An 18,933-nucleotide genomic window follows, 5' to 3' on the forward strand; every position below is an offset into this window, starting at 1 on the left:
GAGACCCGCCATCCCGGGGTAAGGCGACGTACTGCGTGTTGCGTACTGCTCGAACCCGTTACTGCAGCCGCTCCAGCGCGTTGCGGACCCAGCCCGCCGCGCCGTCAAGGCTCTGGAATTCCTCCACCGCGCGCACCTCGCAGCACGGATAATCGGACGCGACCATGCGGGCCAAGGCATTGCCCGGGCCCAGCTGCAGGAACACCCGCGCACCGCGCTCGTAGGCCTGGCGCATCACCTGCGCCCACTCGATGGTCTGCGCCAGTTGCAACGACAGCGTGTGGACCGCCGTTGCGCGATCCCGCACCGGACGCGCATCGATGCCGGCCAGCAGCGGCAGGCGTGGGCCCTGCAGCGCCGAGGCATCGAGTGCGGCGGCGAACGCTGCGACAGCAGAGCGGAGCAGCGGCGTATGCGCGGGCACATGCACCGGCAGCGGGCGGACCTCCGCACCCTGCGCGCGAGCGTCATCGGCCAGCGCCTGCAGAGCGGCCTGCGTGCCGCCGACGATGAAGTGATCGCGGCCGTTGGCGATGGCCACATGTGCGCCGTGTGCATCACACAGCGGCTGCAGGGTATGGCGCTCCAGCCCCAGCACGGCCTGCATGCCTGCATCGGCAGGGCTGGCGGCATCCATCAGCCGCGCGCGCTGCGCGGCCAGGCTCAGGCAGGTGCTCGCATCAACGCTGCCGGCAACCACATGCGCCGCCAGTTCACCGATGCTGTAGCCGGCCACCAGCACCGGCGCTGGCACTGCTTCGCGAAGTCCCTGCCAGTGCGCGAGGCTGGCTGCACACAGCAGGGGCTGTGCGAGCGCATTGCCGAAGCGCGATTCGTCAGCGGCCGCCGCGAACACATCGCGTCCAAGCACTGCGCTGGCAGCCTCAAGTACGTTGTGCGCGGCAGGCAGATCGCGCACGCGCTCGAACATCGCGGCGTGCTGCGCGCCTTGCCCGGGGCAGAGCAGGGCAAGGCTCATACGCCCTCCTGCTGCAGCAGGAACCAGCTGCAGGCAAGCAGATCAGCACTGCCACCAGGGCTCAGGCGGCGTGCGACGAAGCGCTCACCGATGCCGTGCAGGCGTGCCTGCCAGCCGGGTACGAAGGTACCGCCGTCCCGCAGAAAACGGCGCGCCTGCCGCTGGGCCCAGCGCAGGCCGTCGGCGCCGCCACGGTGCAGCAGGTTGAGGTCATCCACGCACGCGATCAGCTGCATCAGGGTCTGGCACATCGCGGCCTCGCGTGGCAGGCCGCTGGCCAGTGCGTGGCGCAGGGTAGGCAGTGCCACGTCGCGCAGCAGCGGGTAGCCGGTGGCCGCTTGTTCGCGCACACCTTGCACGCCGTGCCGCGCGCGCGCGCGCTGGCCAGGGCTGTTCGCATCCAGAGGTGCGCCGGCGAGCTCGGCAGCCCAACGGCGCACTTCCTGGCAGACTTGCTCACCCGTGGCGGCATGGCCCAGGTGGGAGCGACAGGCCGCGGCGGCCGCCACCAGCAGGCCGAGACTGAAGACCGCGCCACGGTGGGTATTGATGCCGGCGGTCGCGCGCAGCATCGCGGTTTCGGCGGCGATGCCACACCGGCGCAAGGCGTCGAAGTCCGCCCCGGCTGCACCGAGGTATGCCACGGCGGTGAAATAGTGGCGCAGCGCGAACAGGCTGCGTAGGAACGTGCCGGCGTCCATGTCGTGATGGCTGCCGGTGTCGAAGGGGGTGACCAGTCCGGGCTTGGGCGCCAGCGCCAGCTCCGCATGCAGGCTGGCGACGGCGAGGCGCCCCAGACGCGCGGTGTCCACGGCAGCTGCCGGCCTGACCGCCGGTTGCACGACGGCGTTCATGAGCTCACCCCGGCGGAGGCGAACAATGCCTCGCGTGGTTCCAGTGCGGCACCATCGAGGCGCTTGACCAGTACCTCGCGGCTGCGTCCGGCGTACTCGCGCCAGTTCACGGCGGCATCGCCGCCCAGGCACAGCTCGCCATCGACCCGCCGGTCGTGTTCGGCTTCCCATGCCTGTAGCCGTGCAGCCAGGGCATCGGCCTGCGCGGTGGTGTCGATCGGCCACAGCAGATCGACGTCCGAGCGCGCGTGCACATAGCGCAGGCCAGTGAGGTGCTGCCACGCGAAGGCACCGATTACGCGCGCCCCAGCGATGTTCTGCAGCACTTCAAGGGGCCGCTGCCAGTCCTGTGGAACGTCGCCTTCCAGCACCGTCTGAAGTGTCGGCGGCGGCGCGGTGCGCAGCACATCGTGTGCTGGTACGCGCAGGGCCAGGCGCAGTTTGCCCTCGACGGGCGGTAGCGGCACGCCCAGACGCAGGCGCGGGTCCGCATCATCGGCGGCACGTCGCGCGACGATGGCCGGCCGGCCCTGCGCAAACCAATCGGCCAAGCGCGACTCATGCGCGGCAATGTCCGCCTGCCAGCCGGCGTGCGCTGACAGCCAGACCAGCGTATGGCGGGGCAGCCGCTCAGGCATCGCCCTGGCTCACGGCAGCAGCCACGCGTGCGGCCAGCATGCGCCCGCCACGTTCGGCTCCGCGCACGGCGCGGCGGTCGCCATCGGCGGGCGTGCGCAGTGCCTGCAGCAGGTGGGCGGCCAGGTTGCCGTTCCAGATCGAGTCCACCGCACCCATCGCTACGTAGTTTTCCACGCCCGGCGCGAACACCGGTGAGGTCTGGCTGAGCGACTGCAGTTTCTCCAGCGGCTGCTTGGTCACCCGTGCCATCGCGCGCAGGTCCATCACCCGCACCTGTGCATCGGGCAGGGCGTGGATGTAGTCGGCCATCAGGCCGAATGAGAGGAAGCCGCCACTGACGGATTCACCATAGACCAGCGTAACAAGCCGCGAGCCGCGTCGACGCGCGAGATCCAGCGTCTGTGCCAGATGCGCGAAACAGCCATTGATGCCAAGCAGTTCGTCGCGCCGCGCCAGGCGCTGGCCGGCGGTATCCACCAGCATCACGATCGGCCGCTGAGGATGTGCGCGGGTGCTGGCCAGCACCGTCCCGGCCAGTGCCAGTGCGTGGTCCACGCCGACTTCGAGTTTGTCGGCGGTACCGATCACGGTCACCTCGCCGTCTTCGGTGGTAGCGCTGCCGGTCAGCACCGAATCGTTCACCGCAATGGCATGCCCCTGCGGGAACAGGGCATCGAGCAGGCTCTGCAGTTGCATGCTCATGGCAGGCTCCGGTCGGCGGTGGCGATGAGGAACTCATCGGTGTCGAGCAGTGGCAGGCGTTCGGGGTGGGGAATGCCCAGCCGCGCCCAGATCTCCAGGCCATCGCGGCAATCGCTCCAGGCCTGCACGCGCGCCTTCAATGCCACATGACGTTCCTGTAGCGCGGCCAGTGCAGTATCTGAATCGGTGCTGCAGGTATCGGGCTGCAGCGCATCGAATGCCGCCTGCGCGAACGCCTCGATGGCATCGGGAACCAGCACCTGCGCCTGGTCGATCAGGTAGCGGTGCTTGCCTCCCGTTACACGCCAGACCAGCGCACGATCGCGGGAATCAAACTCTTCCACACCGCGTACTGTCTCGATCACTTCCGGCCCGGACAGCGACAGGCGTCCCTCTTCGGACATGATGACCGTGCTGCAGCAGCGGGCCACGATGCCCATGCCGCCGAAGGCGCCGTTGCCGCTGCCGATCAGCGCGATCACCGGCACGCCCGCTGCACGCGCGTCCAGGGTGGCGCGCATGATCTCGGAAATGGCGATGAGCCCTGCATTGGCTTCGTGCAGGCGCACGCCGCCGGTGTCGAGCAGGAGCAGCACCCCGTCAGGGCGGGTTGCCGCCGCACGGCGCAGCAGCCCGGTCAACTTGGCGCCATGCACTTCGCCCACGCCGCCGCCCATGAATTCACCCTGCTGTGCGGCCAGCAGCACGCGTCGGCCGCGCAGTGCGGCTTCGCCAACAACGATGCCGTCGTCGAACGCCGCGGGCTGGTCGAGCTGTGCCAGATGCGGGCTCATCATCCGCCGTGCCGGGCCGAGGAATTCGCGGAACGAACCCGCGTCGATCAACCCGGCGATGCGCTCGCGCGCATCGGCTTCGTAGTAACTGTGGCGCTGCGTCCGGTTCATCGTGCATCTCCAGCAAGCAGGGTTTCCACGGCCTGGTCCAGTCGCAGGCTGACCACCGCTGGAGTCGCACCCGCATCGTTGATCGAGATGCGTACATCGCGCAGCGGATGACGCTGTGCGAAGTCGCTGATCACCGCTTGCCACACGTTGCCGAAGCCCTGCGCGGCGGTAATGATGCGCACCGTCATTGCGCCGTCCAGTGCGGCCGGCTCCAGAAGGATTTCCAGGTTGCCCGAGGCCAGCACGCCGACCAGCACCGCATCGCGCGGAAACTGCACCGCAGTGTGTCCTTCGAATCGATAGTCGAGGGTTTCCATGCTCAGCCCCTTACCAGTTGCGGAAGCGCTTGGGCGGGTCGTACAGTCCGCCGGACCAGCGCACCAGGTCCTTCACCGAACGCGCCGCCAGCAGGTCACGGCTGGCATCGCGCACAGAGATGCCCAGGTCGTCGGGACGGCGGATCACGCCGCGGTCGCGCAGGTTTTCCACCATCGCGCGGTCGCGGCCGAGGCCGACGGCGGTGTAGCCGGCCACGCCGCGGATCGCCTGCTCGCGTTCTTCCGGCGTGCGGCACAGCAGCAGGTTGGCGATGCCTTCCTCGGTCAGCACGTGGCTGACGTCGTCACCATAGATCATCACCGGCGGCAGTGGCATGTCCGCGCGTTCGGCCAGTTCCCAGGCATCAAGACGTTCAACGAAGGCCGGCGCCATGTGCTCGCGGAAGGTCTCCACCATCTGCACCACCAGCTTGCGCCCGCGCGGCATCTCGCCCGGGCGCGCGGCCTGCTGCCCGGCCTTGATCCAGGCGTCGCTGGCATGGCGGCGACCACGTGCATCCGAGCCCATGTTCGGTGCACCGCCGAAGCCGGCGATGCGATCGCGGGTGGCGGTAGAGCTGTTGCCCTGCAGGTCTATCTGCAGTGTGGAACCGATGAACAAGTCGCAGGCATACAGGCCGGCGGTCTGCGAGAACGCGCGGTTGGAACGCATCGAGCCATCGGCGCCGGTGAAGAACACATCGCCTCGCGCAGCGATGTATTTCTCCATGCCCAGTTCCGAACCGAATGAGTGCACCGACTTCACGAAGCCCGATTCAATGGCCGGAATCAGCGCCGGATGCGGGTTCAGTGCCCAGTGCTGGCAGATCTTTTCCTTCAGGCCGAGCGATTCGGCGTAGGTGGGGAGCAGCAGTTCGATGGCCGCCGTATCGAAGCCGATGCCATGGTTGAGGCGGTTGACGCCGTACTCGGCATAGATGCCCTTGATGGCCATCATCGCCATCAACACCTGGATCTCGGAGATCTGCGCCGGGTCGCGGGTGAACAGCGGTTCGATATGGTTCGGCTTCGGTGCCTGTACCACGAAGTTGACCCAGTCAGCGGGAATGTCGACGCGGGGGAGGGTGTCGACGATTTCGTTGACCTGGGCAATGACGATGCCGCCACCGAAGGCGGTGGCTTCGACGATCACCGGCGTGTCTTCGGTGTTCGGGCCGGTGTAGAGGTTGCCGTGGCGGTCTGCGGCCTGCGCGGCGACCAGGGCCACGCGCGGGGTCAGGTCGATGAAGTAGCGGCCGAACAGTTCCAGGTAGGTGTGGATGGCACCGATCTGGATGCGCCCTTCAGCCACCAGGTTGGCCAGCCGCACCGACTGCGGGCCGGAGAACGAGAAGTCCAGTTTCGAAGCGATACCACGCTCGAATACATCCAGGTGCGAGGGCAGGGACAACACCGACTGCACCATGTGCAGGTCATGCACCCGTGCCGGGTCGAGGTCGGCCAGGGCCTGGGCGAGGAAGTCGGCCTGCTTCTGGTTGTTGCCCTCCAGGCAGACCTTGTCGCCTGGCTCCAGCAGTGCGTGCAGCAGCTCGCCCACATCGGTGGCGGCGACCTCGCGTCCCCGGGCCCACGGCGCGGCACGTTCCAGGCGGGCCTGGCGGCTGCGTTCCAACGTATCCCAGCTCGGGTTCATCGACCGGCTTCCGATTGGTGTCGATGTAATTACGGCATAATTATGAAGAGGGGTGCAACCTGCAGTGCAGCAAAAAGAAGGGCCCGCACGAAGGCGGGCCCATTCAGGTAGGCCACGACGGTGGGTCGTGGCGGAGGGCGTGCCGACCAACGGTCGGCACCCACCAGGCACCCACCGGTTCGCGGGTGGCTCAGAACTTCCAGCGCAGGCTGGCCGACACGAAGCGCGGTTCGCCGTAGTTGTTGTAGTCCAGATTCGCCCAGTAGGTCTTGTCCAGTGCGTTGCGCACGCTCAGCGTTGCGGTCCAGCTGTCGCTGATGCGGTAGTTGGCATTGAACTGCACCAGCATGTAGGCCGGCTGGTTCATCGTGACCGTGCCGCCCAGCGGGTAGGCGATGTTGTAGCCCTGCACCTTGCTCTGCCACTGCAGGCCGCCGCCAACGCTCAGGCGTTCCAGCGCGCCGCGCAGCTGCAGCTGGGTGTTGAGCTGCAACAGATCCTTCGGCGGATTGGCGTACAGCAGGTCGGTAGCCGCTCGGGTGACCTTGACGTGGGTGTAGCCGGCATTGACCGTCCAGCCCGGCAGGATCTCGCCGTTGACGTCCATCTCCCAGCCGCGCGCCTTGGTGCCGTTGACGCCGACGTAGGCGGAGGTGCCATCGCTGAGCGAACCTTCCGGCACGCCCATGTCGCGCACCGCGTAGTTGTCCTGCTTGGCCTCGAACACGGCGGCATTGGCGGTCAGGCGGCCATCCAGCCACTGGGTCTTGATGCCTGCTTCCAGGTTCGAGCCCTGCACCGGTGCCAGCAGGTTCTCGTTGCGGTCCTTGAAGTTCTGCGGGTTGAAGATCTCGGTGTAGCTGGCATAGGCCGACACGTTCGGAGTGATGTCGTAGACCAGGCCCACGTACGGGGTGACTTCATCGCTCACCTTGTACGCACCGCTGGTGCCGGTGTAGGCGCCTGCGGCGTTGTACGAGCGGCTGAGGGTTTCCCAGCGGCTCAGGCGCGCGCCTGCAATCAGCGACAGCGGATCGGCCAGGCGCAGACGGGTGGCCAGATAGACGCCACTCTGCGTGGTCTTGGCCACGCGGCGCGCGCCGGTGCGGCGGTAGGTCACCTCGGAGATGTCGCCGTTCCAGTTGTACACGTTGGGAATGTAGTAGCAGCGCTCGCCGCTGCAGCGTGCCCAGTCGTTCGGGAAGTTCAGTGCAAGCGTGTTGGTGGTGCCTTCCAGGTCCGACCACTGTGCGCCAACGGTGAGGTCGTGCTCGCGGCCGAACAGGTCGAAGCTGCCGGACAGGTAGGCATCGACATTGCGACGGGTGTCCTTGGAATCACCGGCGGCCGCGCGCAGGAAGATGCCCGAGCCGGTCACCGGGTCCGGGTTGCCGGTGCCGTACAGGCGCACGTTCTGCACGTTGCCACGGGTGTAGGCGGTGTTGATCTTCAGCAGCCAGTTGTCACCGAAGCGCTGTTCCAGGTTGGCGAACGCGGTGTTGCTCTCGCGCTTCCAGTAGCTCCACTTCGGCGACAGGTTGGTCGAACGCGGCAGGTGGGCGAAGTTGCCCTGGTTGTCGAAGAACGGCACGGTGCCCCAGGTTGAACCGGTGGGATTGTTGTCCTGGCTCTGGTAACCGAGGGTGATCGTGGTGCTGTCGGTGACGTCGCCTTCCAGCACCGCCATGCCGGCCATCTTGTTCTCGTCGTAACGGTCGTAATACAGGCCACGATCGGTATAGGCGGCGACCACGCGGCTGCGGAAACGGCCGTCATCGGTCAGCGGCGCGGTCACGTCTGCCTCCATGCGCCGATAGTCCCAGCTGCCGGCGCTGACCGCGAACGAGGCATCGAACTCCTTGCCCGGGCGCTTGCGCAGCAGGTTGACCGTGGCCGACGGCACGCCGGCGCCACTGAGCAGGCCGTTGGCGCCGCGGATCACTTCGATGCGGTCGTAGAAGGCGGTGTCGTATTCCTGGTTGGTGGAGCCGCTGTAGGTGGGAATGCCATCGACCTGGAAGTCGGTGATGGCAAAGCCACGCGCGTAGTACAGCGGGCGCTGGGTGTCATAGAAGGACACGCTGACGCCGGTGACGTTGCGCATCACATCGTTGATGCTGAACAGCGATTCGTCCTGCAGGCGCTTGAGGCTGATCGCAGTGGCTGACTGCGGGGTTTCCTGCAGCGTGATCGGCAGGCGGGTGGTGCTGGATGGCGGAGCGGACTGCTCGGCACGGACGCTGACCCGGTCCAGGGTCTTGGCATCGGCGGCGCCATCGGCGGCGGCGAACGCGCTGGGCGCGGCCAGCAGGGACAGCGACGAAAGCAGGGCAGCCGGCAGCAGCGCGCGGCGGGGCAGGCGGTTACGCAGGGTCAGGGACATGGTGGGCTCGAGGCTTGGAAGCGGGGAAGGGCGGCAGCAGTCGTCCAGTACCCGGGGCGGCGGCTTCGGGCACATCAGGTCCATCTGGGAGGGGCGCGGTCACTGCGTAGGACGCAAATGTAAATAATTCTTAACAACATTACAATTCGCGTCATCGTGCATCGGCTTTCCGGCACCAGGCATCGCCTTCTGTAGAGCCGAGCCCATGCTCGGCTGCTTTGTGCTGGAGCCGAGCATGGGCTCGGCTCTACAGCAGGGAGCCGCCCCAAAAACGAACGGCCACCCAAAGGTGGCCGTCCGTGTGCGTCGAAAGGAAACGGCGGGCTTACAGCGCCTGCAGTTCCTCGTTGGCGTTGCGCTTTTCCTTGACCGGAGCCGGAATTGCGGCCGGTGCAGGTGCTGCCGCGTTGGCATCCACCGGCACTTCCAGGTAGGGAAGGTGCAGGGTCTGGCTGGTCAGCGTGCGGATCTCGTTGACCAGCGCGGCGCTGTCGTTGAGCTTACGCCCGTACGACGGCACGATCTCGCGCAGGCGCGCTTCCCAACCGGCCTTCATCTGGTCCGGGAAGGCCTTGGCCATCAGGTCCAGCATGATCGGCGGCGAGGTCGACGCACCCGGCGAGGCGCCGAGCAGGGCCGCGAGGGTGTGGTCCTTGTCGGTCACGATCTCGGTACCGAACTGCAGCACCGGGCCCTTCAGCGGATCGCGCTTGATGATCTGCACGCGCTGGCCGGCGGTGACCAGCTTCCAGTCACCCGGCTTGGCATTGGGGAAGTACTTGACCAGCTCGGCCTGGCGGTCGGCATCGTTCAGGCGTGCCTGGCCCATCAGGTACTGCACCAGGTCCAGGTTGTCCTTGCCCACTTCCAGCATCGGGCCGACGTTGTTGTGGGTGACCGAGGAATACAGGTCCCACCACGAGCCGTGCTTGAGGAACTTGGTGCTGTACAGCGCGAACGGCCCGAACAGCACCACCGGCTTGCCGTCCAGCTTGCGCGCATCCAGGTGCGGCACCGACATCGGCGGCGAACCGGTCTCGGCCATGCCGTAGGCCTTCACGCCATGGCGCGAGGTCACGTCCTGGCCCTGGAAGGCGAGGAACTGGCCACCGACCGGGAAGCCGGCGTAGTCCTTCGATTCCGGAATGCCCGACATCTGCAGCAGCTTCAGCGCGGCGCCACCGGCACCGATGAACACGAAGCGTGCGTGGGTGGTGGATTCGGTGCCGGCCTTGAGGTCCTTCACCGTCACGTTCCAGCTCTTGTCGGCGTTCTGCCGCAGCGCGCTCACTTCATGGTTCAGATGCAGGCTGAAGTTCGGGCTGCGCTGCAGGCCGGTGGTCAGCTGGCGGGTGATCACGCCGAAGTTGACGTCGGTGCCGAGCGGCATCCAGGTCGCGGCAACCTTCTGCTTCGGGTCACGGCCTTCCATCAGCAGCGGGGCCCACTGCTTGATCTGCGCCGGATCTTCCGAGTACTGCATGCCGTAGAACAGCGGATTCTTCACCAGGGCCTGCTGGCGCTTGTGCAGGTAGGCGATGTTGTCATCGCCCCAGACGAAGCTCATGTGCGGGGTCGGGTTGATGAAGTCGCTGGGCTGGCTCAGCCGGCCTTGCTTGACCTGGTGCGACCAGAACTGGCGCGAGACCTCGAACGATTCGGCGATGCCGACCGCGCGCTTGGTCTCGATGCTGCCGTCGGGCAGTTCCGGGGTGTAGTTCAGTTCGGCGAACGCCGAGTGGCCGGTGCCGGCGTTGTTCCAGCCATCGGAGCTTTCACCGGCGACGCCGTCGAGGCGTTCGTAGACCTGGATGTTCCAGTCCGGCTGCAGTTCCTGCAGGTAGGTGGCCAGGGTGATGCTCATGATGCCGGCGCCGACCAGCACAACGTCGACGGGCTTGTCGTTGCTGGCGGCGGGCACCGAGCGCTGGGTCAGCGGCCAGTACAGGAACAGCGCGGCGGCCAGCAACAGCAGCACGAGCAGGGCGAGCAGGGCCTTGCCAAATTTCTTCATGGGGGCGGGATCGTTGGCGGAGGGGAGGAGGTCAGGATGCGCATGAAGCAGGGAAAGGGCGTGAAGAAACAACGCCTTGCAACATCCTGGCGCGATTCTAACCGGTTCCGGTCCTTTTTTGATGCAACGCAGCATCCGGCCTTTCGCGGCCCCGTCACCCATAGCGCCAAGTCATGCCTGGCGACGCCTTCAATCAGACCAGCTCCAGAATCTCGTCTCCGGCGTCGTCGATCTCGCCGGTCGGGCGCCAGCCCAGGCGGCGGTAGAAGCCGTGCGAGCGCGATCGCGGGTCGGCCGAGCAGGCCAGGAACAGCCGCCGGTGGCCGGCATCGCGGGTCAGGCTCACCACGTCCTGCAGCAGTTGGCGGCCGATGCCGCGGCCTTCGTAGTCCGGCAGCAGGGCCAGCACCAGCACCTCGCCGCTGTCGCGGTCGGCGAAGCAGTAACCGGCCATGCGCTCGCCCTCCCAGGCGACGCGGCCGATCGAATCGCCTTGGGCGATGCCGGCGGCCCAGCTGTCCTCGGTGATGCCCAGTTCCGCCAGTTGGGCGGCACTGAAGGCGTTCTCGCGGGTGCGCCCGCGCAGGTCGATGCAGGCGGCGGCATCTTCGGGGCGCGCATCGCGGACGAATACAGGCATGCAGGGCATCCTTGCAGTGATCGGCCGACCAGTATCCGCATCACGCATGGACCCGGTGTGGAGGTTGCGTGGAGATTGGATGGAGCAAAAAGGGGACGGAGGGGATTAAGTCGATTTCGACCCCACTTCTCCATGGCCCGGGCTCGACAACTCCCGACTATCAAGCGATGCATTCCCAACGCTTACCTGCCCTGGTGGTATTAGGGCGCAGTGAGGCCCTCCTGTCGCAGCAAGGCAAGGTACCTCCCACCTTCATCGTCGGCGTCGAATATGTCCTCGCCATCCAATGCATACGCCCTGAGCAGGTACTCAAGGGCTCGATCCCGCTGCCCCAGAAGTTCGTTGCATTGGCCAACGCGATACAGGATGAAGGGATTGGCATGCCCGTCCGGACCATTCAATGCATCCATGAAGTACTTCAGGGCGGTCACTACGTCACCGGAAAGAAAGCTCGCGTCTCCAAGTGAAGCACAGAGCCACGTGTAGGCCTCCCAATCCTTGGCAGGAGCTGGCAACGCTTCTAAAGCCTGCAGCCAACACCGAGTCGCGCCAGCATGGTCATCGGCATCCATGAGGACGTTTCCCTGCTCTGAGAGGTCAGTGACCCGCTCATAGATTTCGTCAGGAAGTTCCATTCGGTTTGACTCACAATTGGCAAGCTTTCCAGCCTACGTAAAACAAGTGCATCTGTCGGCTGGCAATTGCGCTATTCGGTGTCGCAATTGCCTCGAATTTTGGCCGCGTGAGCCGAAAGCAGGTGCCGACCAAGATCTACATCCCCTGGGAGGCCAGCTCAGCGCTTGCGCCGGACCAGCGCGGAGGAGGCATCCAGCACCGCGCGGGTCAGCAGGGCCATGGTCTGCACGTCGCCCTTCCAATGCTGCCAGTACAGCGGCACGTCTTCCCACGCGCGCTGGCGCACGTAGACCAGTCGCCCGGCGTCCAGATGCCGCTTGACCAAGGGCAAGGGGTTCATGGTCCAGCCCATGCCGCCCAGGTTGGCCTGCACGAAGGCGCGGGTGGACGGAATCCACCAGGTCGGCGCGGTGCTGGGCAGGTCGTCGCCCGCCATGCGCCGGGCGAAGCGCGACTGCATTTCGTCCTTGCGGTTGAATACCAGCACCGGGGCCTGCGCCAGCGCCTGCGCGGTTACGCCCTTGGCGAAATGGCGCTCGCGGAACTCGGGGGTACAGGTCGCCGCGTAGCGGATGCTGCCCAGCGCGTGGATCTGGCAGCCCTGCACCGGCTCATCCAGGGTGGTCACCGCGCCCAGCACCGTGCCCTGGCGCAGCAGTTCGACGGTGTGGTCCTGGTCTTCCACGCGCAGGTCCAGCGTGGTGCCGGTGCTCTGCGCGAACTGCGAGGCGGCCTGCGGGAACCAGGTCTCCAGGCTGTCGTGGTTCACCGCCACCGGGATGCTTGCCTGGGGCAGGTCCTCGTCGGCCAGGCCCATACGGTGCAGGGCATCGTGTTCGAGCAGGGCGGTCTGCTCGGCCAGCTGCACCAGCACCTGGCCCTCGGCGGTGGCGGTGGCCGGAGTGCCGCGCTTGACCAGCAGGCGGCCGACCCGGTCCTCCAGCGCCTTGACCCGCTGCGAGATGGCCGAGGGCGTGACATTCAACGACTGTGCGGCGCGATCGAAGCTGCCTTCGCGGATCACCGCGGCCAGGGCGCGCAGCTGGGCATGGTCGATACGCATCGAATTAAGTTCCGCTAATGTTGGTTTAGTAAGTTTAGCTCGTCTTTTTCATGTTGCGGCGCGACAATGGCGCCCGTTCCGGTGCTGTCCGCCTTCGCGAGGCACCGTCCCCCAAGCAAGTAAAGGCAGTAAATCCCATGTTCTCGGTCATCTCCGCCAGCACCGGCCTCGGTGCCTGGTTCTCTGGTGCAGCTACCGGCATCGGCCTGTTCGCCGTGGTCGGGGCCCAGAGCGCCTTCATTCTGCGCCAGGGCATCCTGCGCAAGCACATCGTGCCGGTGGTTGCCACCTGTGCGGCCATCGATGCGATCTTCATCTTCGCCAGCGTGGCCGGCCTGCGCACGCTCACCTCGGCACTGCCGTGGCTGACCACCGCCGTGCTGTGGACGGGTGTCGCGTTCCTGGCCTGGTACGCAATGAAGTCGGCACGCCGTGCGATCGCCGGTGGCGGTGGCATGGGCGAGGCTGACAGTGACGACGGCAGCCGCCGCGCGGTGCTGATGGCCGCGGTCGGTTTCTCGCTGATCAACCCGCACTTCTGGCTGGACATGATGGTGATCGGTTCGATCGCCGAGAACTTCGGCAACGCCCGCATGGCCTTCGCCGCTGGCGTGGTCACCGCCAGCTGCCTGTGGTTGACCGCGCAGGGCCTGGGTGCACGCCTGCTGGCGCCGCTGTTCACCAAGCCCAGTACCTGGCGCGTGCTCGACGGCACCATTGCCGTGATCCTCAGCATCCTGGCCCTCACGTTGGCGGTGCGCGGGGTCCACTGACCCGGCGCACGCCCCCCGAACCCACGTCCTGACTCTCTCTCCAAGGTAGTGGTAACGACGGCACCGGCAACGGTGCCGTCGTTTTTTCTGCCGATGTGGCGCGGCAATCGGTCACGTGCCTAGAATCGTGCATCCGGACAGGGTGTCCGGTTTTCCATGGGGGAAGGATGCGCAGGATTGTGCTGGCTGTACTGTTGGGAGCGATTGTGGGTGGGGCATCGGCCGCAGCGCTGGACCTGGATCGCTATCTGCGGCAGGAGTCATTTACCGACATCAAGATTTCGCCGGGGGGCGAGTACATCGCCGCGACGGTTCCGCTGGAGGCGGGAACCGCCTTGGCGATCTATCGCATTGCCGACATGAAGATGGTCGGCAGCTTCCGCCCGCCCCGCAACGATCACGCCCACACCTTCGACTGGGTCAGCAACGAGCGACTGCTGGTGGGCATGGCACAGAAGTTCGGCGTGCTGGACCGGCCGACGCCGACCGGCGAACTGTTCGGTATCAATGCCAACGGCAAGGGCGGCGAGCTGCTGGTGGGTTACCGGGTTGCCGACCAGAGCCTGGGCACCAACATCAAGGTCAAACCGGCAGGCCTGGTGGCCGCGTACCTCAGCGACGAACTCAAGGATGACGATCGCAACGCACTGGTGACGGTGATCCCGCTGGTCGGCAGTTCGCATGCCCAGGTCGAGCGCATGGATGTGATCACCGGTCGCCGCAACGCGGTGGCACGGGCTCCCATCCCCGATGCGGACTTCACGATCGATGAGCAGGGTGAGGTGCGTTTCGCGCGCGCTGTCGTTACCGATGGCACGCAGAAGCTCTACTACCGCACAGGCAGCAACAGCGACTGGATCCTGCTCAACGATGAATCCCTGAGCAAGCGCATCGAGCTGCCCCTCGGTTTCTCGGCCGACGGTCGCCTGGCGTACCTGCAGGTCGAGCAGGCAGACGGACCCGATGCCATTGTCAGCTGGGACCCCCAGAGCAATGAACGACGCACCGTGCTGCGCGATGAGAGCGCCGACCCGGCGCGCATCATCCGGCGCCCCGGCAGCCGCGTGCCGGTCGGGGCACTGTTCCTTGGCAGTGCGCCGCGAACGGCATTCTTCGATGACGCCTCGAACGAAGCCCGCCTTTACCGCAGCCTCGAAGCGGGCCTGGGCGGAGCGGCCTACATCACCTCCAGCACGCGCGATGGCAGGACGGTGCTGGTGGAAACCTGGTCAGGCAGCAATCCGGGCGATTTCTATCTCTATGACACGGTTGGCAAGAGTGCACGGCACCTGATCAGCCGCAGCGACTGGATCGACCCCGCGCTGGCGGCGGAGGTGCGTCCGATCAGCCTGAAGGCGCGCGATGGGCGTCCGCTGCATGGCTTCCTTACCGTCCCGCACGGCCGCGAGGCCCGTGCGCTGCCGATGGTGGTGGTGCCGCACGGAGGTCCGATCGGTGTTGCCGACGACGGCGCCTATGACGCCGAGGCGCAGATGCTGGCGGCGGCAGGTTACGCGGTATTGCAGGTGAATTTCCGCGGCTCTTCCGGTTATGGCCGGGCCCACATGCAGGCCGCGCGCAAGCAATGGGGACTGTCGATGCAGGATGACGTCACCGATGCCACGCGCTGGGCGATCGAACAGGGCGTGGCCGACAAGAACCGCATCTGCATCTACGGGGCCAGTTACGGTGCCTATGCGGCAATGATGGGGGCGGTGCGCGAGCCGGGCCTCTACCAGTGCGCGGCAGGCTACGTCGGCATCTACGACCTGCCGTTGATGTACGCCCGTGGAGACATCCAGAGTGATGAGTCAGGCCTGGCCTATCTGCGCAACTGGCTGGGATCGCCCAAGGATCTGGCAGAGCGTTCCCCGGTGAATCTGGCCGCGCAGGTGCGGGTGCCGGTATTCCTGGCCGCGGGAGGGCAGGACCAGCGTGCGCCGATCGTGCACAGTGAACGCATGGAAGCTGCGTTGAAGAAGGCCGGCTCGCCGGTGGAAACCCTGTTCGTCAAGAACGAAGGGCATGGTTTCTATTCTCCTGCCAATCAACGCACGTACTACAGCAGGTTGCTGGCCTTCCTCTCGCGCAGCCTGGGGGGACAGGTGGCCGCGCAGGCCACGCCTGCGGAAAAGAGCAGCGCGCCCTGAACAAGCCGGGGGCGGCGGATGATCGATCCGCCGCCCCGGATTTCGCCTGCAGCGGGCTTACTTGACCCCGTGCATCATCTTCTTCAGCAGCGGCGCGGCAATGAAGGCGGCCAGCGCACAGCCCAGGCCGATCCACATCAGCAGCCAGAACAGGTGCGCATAGGCGCCGGCGGCGGCCACCATGTCCAGCGATTCGCCTTCCGGCACCTCGATCGCGGCCAGCTTGCCGAACAGCGCGGCCAGCGTCTCCGAGAATGCGGTGGCCAGGAACCAGGTGCCCATCATCAGGCTTATCACCCGCGGCACGGCCAACTGGGTGACCGCCGACAGGCCGACCGGCGACAGGCACATCTCGCCACTGGCCAGCAGGAAGTAGGCCAGCACCAGCCACCACACACTGGCCATCTCGCCGGTAGCGCCGACCTGCTGTGCGGCCAGTGCCAGCGGCACGAACGACAGCGCGCCGATCACCAGACCCCAGGCCGATTTGACCGGCTTGCCCGGTTCCCAGCCGCGGCGGTCCATCCACGTCCACAGTGCGGCGAAGGCCGGTGCCAGCAGCACCAGGAACAGGCCACCCAGGTAGGTCAGCGAGCCTGCGGTCTGCGGGATCACCAGGCAGTCGCGCACCAGCAGCACCAGCATCAGCACGACGATGGCGGCGAAGAACGTGCGCGGCGCAGCCGAACCCGGGCGCCGTTCGGACAGGCGCGCGCTGACCACGAAGCCCAGCGGTGCCAGCAGCAGCGAGATGATCGACCACGGCAGCGGCGTACCGCCGGTGATCACCAGCGAGGGCACGATGTCCTTGGTCAGCAGGCGGTCGGTGAAGGTCACCCACGAGCCGTAGGACTGCTCGTACATCGTGAAGAACACCAGCGCCATGAAGATCAGCACCATCAGCGCGATCATCTGCTGGCGCTGCACCGGCGTGCACTTGCTGCCGGTGAACCAGGCGAACCAGACCAGCACGCCGCCCAGCACCACCAGCATCAGCATCAGCGCCAGGCTGATTTCACCGCCCAGCGCGAATGCGCCATTGCCGGCGGCCCACATCAGCCACGCCACCGGCAGCACACCGAGCACCGCGCACAGATAGATGAGCCATTCGCGCGGCAGGCCCAGCACCTTCTGCTTCAGTGCCGCCGGTTGCGGCGGTTCGGCATGGCCCTGCAGGTACTTCTGGCCCCACAGGAACATCGCCAGGCCGGCCAGCATGCCGATACCGGCTGCTCCGAAACCGTACTTCCAGCCATAGGCCTCGCCGAGGAAGCCGCACACCAGCGAGGAGAACAGCGCGCCGAGGTTGATGCCGGCGTAGAACAGCGAGAAGCCCGAATCGCGGCGCGGATCGTCCTTGGCGTACAGCTTGCCGACGATGGTGGAGATGTTCGGCTTGAGGAAGCCGACGCCCATGATGATCAGTGCCAGCGACAGGTAGGTCACCGCCAGTGCCGAGGTGTCGCGCACCACTTCGCCGTTCACCCGGTACGCGGCGTGGCCTTCGAAGGCCATGCCAAGGTGGCCGAGCACCAGCAGGATACCGCCGAACAGCACCGCCCGGCGCATGCCCAGCCAGCGGTCGGCCAGCATGCCGCCGAATACCGGGATGCAGTACACCAGGCCGCCGTAGGCACCGAGCAGGTCCAGGCCGGCCTTGTCGCCGAACAGGTGGTATTTGGTCAGGTACAGCAGCAGCAGCGCCTTCATGCCGTAGAAGGAGAAGCGCTCCCACATTTCAGTGAAGAAGCAGACGTAGACGCCCTTGGGATGGCCCAGGAAGTCGTCGGAAGCGATAGCAGTGGAATTCATCGCGGAATTATAGGCGCGTGCCGCAGGCACGCACCGGGTAGCGCCGGGCCATGCCCGGCGGCATTACGCTGCGCCGGGCATGGCCCGGCGCTACCGCTCAAAGGTAGCGCAGCCAAGCCAGGTCACGCCTTCGCGCCTTGAACCGCGCGAAGGCCCGCGTCGGCGGATACAGCACCACCGCCAGCGCACAGGCCACCAGCAGCAGGCCGGCCACCGAATCCAGCGCGTACAGGTCACCGTGCGTCGGTCCCCAGATTGCCAGCGCGGCCAGGTACAGCCCCTTCAGCACATACAGGTGCAGCAGGTAGAAGAACATCGGCGCGGCGCCGATATCGGCCAGCGGGCGCAGCGCACGCGCCAGGGGTGGCCATTCGTACAGGCGCAGCAGCAACAGCCCCACGCCCAGGGTCAACAGCAGGAACTGCAGCGACGGCGGGTACTTGGTGATGTTGAACACGCTCATCCATGTGCGCAGCGTGCTGCTTTGGTACTGCCACGGTGCATCCCCGTACTGGTTGGCGAATCGCAGCAGTGCGAACAGGGCCAGTGCGCCGATGCCTGCCCACAGCAGCCATCGCTGGCGCTGCTCTGGCGCGCGCTCGCGACCGAACCACGGCCCCATCAGGTAGCCCAGCGCAATCACCCCGATCCAGGGCAGCAGCGGATAGGACGTGCGCAGGCGCAGCGCACCGGCCTCGATCCAGTCGCGCTGATGCAGCACTTTCCACAGCACCGGCAGCGGCCCGTTGCCTTCCGTCCGCACACCATCCAACACGTTGTGCCCGGCCACCACCGCGACCGCGGCCACCAGCAGGACGGGACGGGGCAGCCACAACAGGCCGCCCAGCGCGATCATGCTCAGGCCGATGGCCCAGATCACCTGCAGGTACAGCGTGTCCGGCGGCAGCTGGAAGGTCCAGGCGAAGTTCACCAGGGTCAGTTCCAGCACGACCAGGAACAGGCCGCGCTTGAGCAGGAAGGCGGACGTGGCCCGGCGCGGATCCGCCTGGCGCTGGCCGTACAGCCAGGCCGAAAGACCGGTCAACAGGACGAACACGGGCGCGCACAGGTGGGCCAGCAGACGGCAGGCGAACAGCGCAGGGGAGACCGTCGCCGCGTCCATCGGGTCGCTCACCTGGTGCTGCAGGAAGAAGGTCTCGCGCACGTGGTCCAGCAACATCAACAGCATCACGGTGCCGCGCAGCTGGTCGATGGAGGCCAGGCGAGGGGAGGGGGAAGGGGGCATGCGATGCAGTAACAACAAGGTAGCATTAAGATATAACATATCATTTGCTGTGTGCCCAACCGGACTTTGCCGGGTCGGTCGATTGCCGGTCCACGTACTGGCCCATTGCGCTGCAGCACACGCCCCCATCCTTTGGCACGCTGGACTTGATCTGTCCTGAACGCTA

The 18,933-nt window shown here is 66.4% G+C and carries 16 protein-coding genes; 2 read left to right on the forward strand and 14 right to left on the reverse strand.

What is annotated here, in order from left to right:
* Positions 1-58: 58 nt before the first annotated feature.
* The 12 genes from mdcH to AC5QAH_RS08075 form a co-directional block, all read right to left on the reverse strand.
* The gene (mdcH, locus tag AC5QAH_RS08020; protein WP_495232247.1) at positions 59-979 is read right to left on the reverse strand and encodes a malonate decarboxylase subunit epsilon; all 921 of its coding nucleotides are present in this window, start codon (positions 977-979) and stop codon (positions 59-61) included.
* The gene (gene mdcB / locus AC5QAH_RS08025) at positions 976-1,833 is read right to left on the reverse strand and encodes a triphosphoribosyl-dephospho-CoA synthase MdcB (protein ID WP_010483419.1); all 858 of its coding nucleotides are present in this window, start codon (positions 1,831-1,833) and stop codon (positions 976-978) included. The genes mdcH and mdcB overlap by 4 nt, the downstream gene beginning before the upstream one ends.
* A complete protein-coding gene (gene mdcG, locus AC5QAH_RS08030) occupies positions 1,830-2,471 on the reverse strand; it encodes a malonate decarboxylase holo-[acyl-carrier-protein] synthase (RefSeq protein WP_241873768.1) in 642 nt (213 codons plus the stop codon). Before mdcG ends, mdcB begins: the two co-directional genes overlap by 4 nt.
* Positions 2,464-3,168 carry a biotin-independent malonate decarboxylase subunit gamma gene (gene mdcE / locus AC5QAH_RS08035; protein WP_054171258.1) on the reverse strand — a complete coding sequence of 235 codons (705 nt, stop codon included), beginning with the start codon at positions 3,166-3,168 and terminating at the stop codon, positions 2,464-2,466. Before mdcE ends, mdcG begins: the two co-directional genes overlap by 8 nt.
* A gap of 2 nt (positions 3,169-3,170) precedes the next feature.
* Entirely contained in the window at positions 3,171-4,079 is a 909-nt protein-coding gene (locus AC5QAH_RS08040; protein ID WP_049434573.1) for a biotin-independent malonate decarboxylase subunit beta, read from the reverse strand.
* On the reverse strand, positions 4,076-4,396 hold the full coding sequence (mdcC, locus tag AC5QAH_RS08045; RefSeq protein WP_049434575.1) for a malonate decarboxylase acyl carrier protein: 321 nt from the start codon (positions 4,394-4,396) through the stop codon (positions 4,076-4,078). Before mdcC ends, AC5QAH_RS08040 begins: the two co-directional genes overlap by 4 nt.
* 10 nt (positions 4,397-4,406) lie before the next feature.
* The gene (mdcA, locus tag AC5QAH_RS08050) at positions 4,407-6,050 is read right to left on the reverse strand and encodes a malonate decarboxylase subunit alpha (protein ID WP_241873769.1); all 1,644 of its coding nucleotides are present in this window, start codon (positions 6,048-6,050) and stop codon (positions 4,407-4,409) included.
* Between the two features lie 190 nt (positions 6,051-6,240).
* Positions 6,241-8,433, reverse strand: coding sequence for a TonB-dependent siderophore receptor (locus AC5QAH_RS08055; RefSeq protein WP_495232248.1), 2,193 nt, complete (start codon positions 8,431-8,433; stop codon positions 6,241-6,243).
* A gap of 325 nt (positions 8,434-8,758) precedes the next feature.
* Positions 8,759-10,447 (reverse strand): malate dehydrogenase (quinone), encoded by a 1,689-nt coding sequence (mqo, locus tag AC5QAH_RS08060; RefSeq protein ID WP_495232249.1) that lies wholly within the window; start codon positions 10,445-10,447, stop codon positions 8,759-8,761.
* A 193-nt stretch (positions 10,448-10,640) separates the two neighbouring features.
* Complete coding sequence (locus AC5QAH_RS08065) at positions 10,641-11,087, reverse strand: GNAT family N-acetyltransferase (protein ID WP_019336987.1); 447 nt, start codon at positions 11,085-11,087, stop codon at positions 10,641-10,643.
* Between the two features lie 200 nt (positions 11,088-11,287).
* Complete coding sequence (locus AC5QAH_RS08070) at positions 11,288-11,722, reverse strand: tetratricopeptide repeat protein (RefSeq protein ID WP_019336988.1); 435 nt, start codon at positions 11,720-11,722, stop codon at positions 11,288-11,290.
* A 158-nt stretch (positions 11,723-11,880) separates the two neighbouring features.
* Entirely contained in the window at positions 11,881-12,786 is a 906-nt protein-coding gene (locus AC5QAH_RS08075) for a LysR family transcriptional regulator ArgP (RefSeq protein ID WP_010483397.1), read from the reverse strand.
* Positions 12,787-12,923: 137 nt separating this feature from the next.
* On the opposite strand from AC5QAH_RS08075, the gene AC5QAH_RS08080 reads away from it, so the two are divergent.
* On the forward strand, positions 12,924-13,559 hold the full coding sequence (locus tag AC5QAH_RS08080; protein ID WP_005408523.1) for a LysE/ArgO family amino acid transporter: 636 nt from the start codon (positions 12,924-12,926) through the stop codon (positions 13,557-13,559).
* 167 nt (positions 13,560-13,726) lie between these two features.
* Positions 13,727-15,709: an alpha/beta hydrolase family protein gene (locus AC5QAH_RS08085; RefSeq protein ID WP_313208401.1), complete on the forward strand. Its 1,983-nt coding sequence runs from the start codon at positions 13,727-13,729 to the stop codon at positions 15,707-15,709.
* 57 nt (positions 15,710-15,766) lie between these two features.
* Here the strand turns inward: AC5QAH_RS08085 and AC5QAH_RS08090 are convergent, their stop codons facing one another.
* Together AC5QAH_RS08090 and AC5QAH_RS08095 are read right to left on the reverse strand one after the other, a co-directional pair.
* Complete coding sequence (locus AC5QAH_RS08090; RefSeq protein WP_495232250.1) at positions 15,767-17,521, reverse strand: peptide MFS transporter; 1,755 nt, start codon at positions 17,519-17,521, stop codon at positions 15,767-15,769.
* Positions 17,522-17,618: 97 nt separating this feature from the next.
* Positions 17,619-18,767, reverse strand: coding sequence for an acetyltransferase domain-containing protein (locus tag AC5QAH_RS08095; protein WP_019336621.1), 1,149 nt, complete (start codon positions 18,765-18,767; stop codon positions 17,619-17,621).
* Positions 18,768-18,933: the final 166 nt, after the last annotated feature.

This window comes from Stenotrophomonas sp. YJH_SMC_43 (assembly GCF_059372535.1).